The sequence below is a fragment of the Anabaena sp. UHCC 0253 genome, assembly GCF_009712085.1.
Classification (GTDB): Bacteria; Cyanobacteriota; Cyanobacteriia; order Cyanobacteriales; family Nostocaceae; genus Dolichospermum.
This window is the reverse complement of sequence record NZ_VILD01000001.1, coordinates 137,701-141,233: the sequence shown is the minus strand read 5'-3', so window position 1 is coordinate 141,233 and position 3,533 is coordinate 137,701. Positions and strand designations below refer to the sequence as shown.

The following is a 3,533-nucleotide window of genomic DNA, read 5'->3' as shown; positions in this document are numbered from 1 at the left end:
AGGAACAAGTACAGATGTTGCCCATTTTAAAGGAGAATATGAAAGACAATTAGACTCAGAAATTGCCGGTGCAAGAATGCGAGTTCCCGTCTTAGCAATTAATACCATCGCTGCGGGAGGTGGTTCAATTTTATATTTTGATGGTTCTAGCTATCGTGTAGGACCAGAGTCTGCTGGATCAAATCCTGGTCCTGCTTCCTATCGTCGTGGTGGACCATTAACAGTTACAGATGCTAACGTCATGTTAGGGAAAATTCAACCCCAATATTTTCCCGCAGTTTTTGGTAACGAAGGTAATTTACCCTTAGATAAAAAAATAGTAAATCAGAAATTTATACAATTAGCTGAAAATATTGCATCTTTCACCGAAAATAATAGAAACCCTGAACAAGTAGCAGCAGGTTTTATTAGTATTGCTGTGGAAAATATGGCTAATGCGATTAAAAAAATTAGCCTCCAACGAGGTTATGATATTAGTGAATATGCACTATGTTGTTTTGGTGGTGCAGGTGGACAAGTTGCTTGTTTAATTGCTGATACTTTAGGGATGAAAAAAATATTTTTACATCCTTTTGCTGGTGTACTTTCTGCTTATGGAATGGGTTTAGCAGATGTGAGAGCAAATAAAATTACCGGAGTCGAAAAACATTTAACTCCAACATTAATTCCTGAATTAGAGCAGTTAGTTAAATATTTGGAAATTGCAGCAAAAAAAGAGTTAAACCAGGAGGATAGTAATTTACAACTAGAGGTAATTAATAAAGTCAATTTGAAATATGCAGGAACTAATTCAATTTTAACAGTTGACTTTTTTACAGCTGTAGCAGAAATGCGAAACCAGTTTGAAAATGAACATAGGTTAAGATATGGTTTTATACAAACAGAAAAACCTTTAATTGTAGAATCTATTTCTGTGGAAGTTGTGCAAAAAATGGATACTCCTGAAGAACCTGTCATTATTCGGCAAAGAACATTAAAAGAGAAACCCAAACCTGTAGAAAATGTCAAGATATTTACGGCTGATAAATGGCATAATACACCAGTTTATAGACGAGAAGATTTACAACCTGGAGATTCTATAAAAGGTGCTGCAATTATTGTCGAGAAAATTAGCATAATTGTAGTTGAACCTAATTGGAAAGCACAGTTAAATGAACAAAATCATTTAATTTTGGAACGTATTAACTAATTATCATCACCCATAAAAAATCTCTCTTCACACCTCTTACCTTTGTGTTCTTCGTGGTTTATTTTATGAATTATTTTTTAAACTAACCACAAAGACGCAGAGAGCGCAGAGAAAAAAGAAACAAGAAAAGTATTTATTGATGTCGAAAAATGTGATTCGTTAAGAGGAAATTAATTATGTATTCTATGTCTCAACCAGATCCTGTTCGTTTAGAAATTTTCAAAAACCTCTATCAATTTATCGCTGAACAGATGGGAATTGTACTACAAAACACAGCCGCATCAGTGAATATTAAAGAAAGGTTAGATTTTTCCTGTGCGATTTTTGATAGTTTGGGTTTATTGGTTGCTAATGCTCCTCATATTCCTGTGCATTTAGGTTCTATGAGTGAAAGTGTCAGCAGTTTAATTAATGCTGAAGGGAATAATATCAAACCAGGAAATGTGTATTTATCAAATAACCCCTACAACGGGGGTACACATTTACCTGATGTCACCGCTATTACGCCCATTTTTGATACTGAAAATAAACAAATTATCTTTTATGTTGCTTCCCGTGGACATCAAGCAGATATTGGTGGGATCACTCCCGGTTCTATGCCTCCCCATAGTAGCACTATCTTAGAAGAAGGAATTATTTTTGATAATTTTCTCTTAGTTAATAAGGAAGATTTTCAAGAATTAGAAGTGAGAAATTTTTTATTAAATCATTCCTATCCTAGCCGAAATCCTGATCAAAATATAGCAGATTTTAAGGCTCAAATTGCTGCCAATAATAGGGGTGTACAAGAATTGTTAAAAATGGTCAATCAATATGGACTAGAAACTGTAAAACTTTATATGCAGTTTGTTCAAGATAATGCAGAAGAGTCTGTTAGGCGAGCAATTGATGTTTTAAAAAACGGTGCATTTATTTATGAAATGGATAATGGCGCAAAAATTCAAGTTAAGGTAACAATTGATCGTGAAAATCGCAGTGCTAAAATTGATTTTACTGGTACTTCTACACAATTAAATAGTAACTTTAATGCTCCCAAAGCTGTAACTCAAGCTGCGGTTTTATATGTCTTTAGAACATTAGTTAATGATAATATTCCTCTCAATGCTGGGTGTTTGCAACCTTTAGAAATTATTATTCCAGAAGGTTGTATGTTAAACCCCATTTATCCCGCCGCCGTTGTAGCAGGAAATGTGGAAACTTCCCAAACTATTGTTGATGCTTTATATGGTGCATTGGGTGTGATGGCTGCTTCCCAAGGAACAATGAATAATTTCACTTTTGGTAATCAAAAATATCAATATTATGAAACTATTTGTGGTGGTTCTGGTGCAGGAATAAATTTTGATGGTACTGATGCAGTTCATACCCACATGACTAATTCTCGCTTGACAGATCCAGAAGTTTTAGAAACCCGCTATCCTGTACAAGTAGAAAGTTTTAGTCTGCGTTTTCATAGTGGTGGTAAAGGAAAATATGCAGGGGGTAATGGGGTAATTCGTCGCATTAAATTTCTAGAACCAATGACAGCTAATATTCTTTCTAGCCATCGTTTAATTCCTCCCTTTGGTTTACATGGTGGGGAAGAGGGAAAAGTAGGAAGAAACTGGATAAAACGTGAAAATGGCACTGAGGAGTATTTAGATAGTACAGCTACAGCAGAGATGCAATCTGGGGATATTTTTGTGATAGAAACTCCTGGAGGTGGAGGATTTGGTAAGTCGTCGTGAAGGTAAGCGAAACTAGGCGTTGCTGATTAAGAGTATGATTTTGTTTCACGCAGAGGCGCTCCAGTCACAGAGAGTAAGGGTTTGAAATCTTTGATTTTTCAATTTCATACTTCAATTCAGCAACGCCCGAAACTAAATATAAACCTTACCTTTTTCCTAACTTCCAATCTTCACCACCAGGTAATTGAGTTAAATAATCATCAATTACAGCCGGTAATTCCTTAACTGAATATTCATAAGTCAATTTTAAGAGAACTTTGGCTTGATTAATTATCTGTTCTTTATCTACCATTTCAGCAAGTTTAAATGGACTGTAAATACCATTCATTACCTCATCACTAGCATCACGAATAGCTTCTTCAAATTCTTCTTCTAGCATTAAGTCCCATTCATCTATTTTGATATAATAAAAACTTTTATTATCCTGCAAATTTATTTTCTTGATTTCTCGAATTGAACCCCGAATTGAATTAGCCCAAGAATTAGTTAAACGTTGTTCTACTTGATTCTTAATCAGATGAATTATTAATCTAACTAAGAAAGATTGAATATTTCTTAAAATCCCTTGTCTACCCATTCCCTCTAATTCATCTACAATAACTAAAGCATCGGCATAA

Annotated in this window: 3 protein-coding genes; 2 read left to right on the top strand and 1 reads right to left on the bottom strand. The window is 34.6% G+C overall.

Going from position 1 to position 3,533, the window contains the following annotated elements; genetic code table 11:
* Both FJR38_RS27960 and FJR38_RS00655 read left to right on the top strand, forming a co-directional pair.
* Positions 1 to 1,189, top strand: a 1,189-nt coding sequence (locus FJR38_RS27960) for a hydantoinase/oxoprolinase family protein (RefSeq protein WP_254449297.1), incomplete at its 5' end; no start/stop codon positions are given.
* Positions 1,190 to 1,365: 176 nt separating this feature from the next.
* Positions 1,366 to 2,916, top strand: coding sequence for a hydantoinase B/oxoprolinase family protein (locus FJR38_RS00655; protein ID WP_168534864.1), 1,551 nt, complete (start codon positions 1,366 to 1,368; stop codon positions 2,914 to 2,916).
* A gap of 145 nt (positions 2,917 to 3,061) precedes the next feature.
* On the opposite strand, the gene FJR38_RS00650 is transcribed toward FJR38_RS00655, so the two are convergent.
* Positions 3,062 to 3,533: DUF29 family protein (locus tag FJR38_RS00650; RefSeq protein ID WP_254449296.1), on the bottom strand; the 472-nt coding region annotated here is incomplete at its 5' end.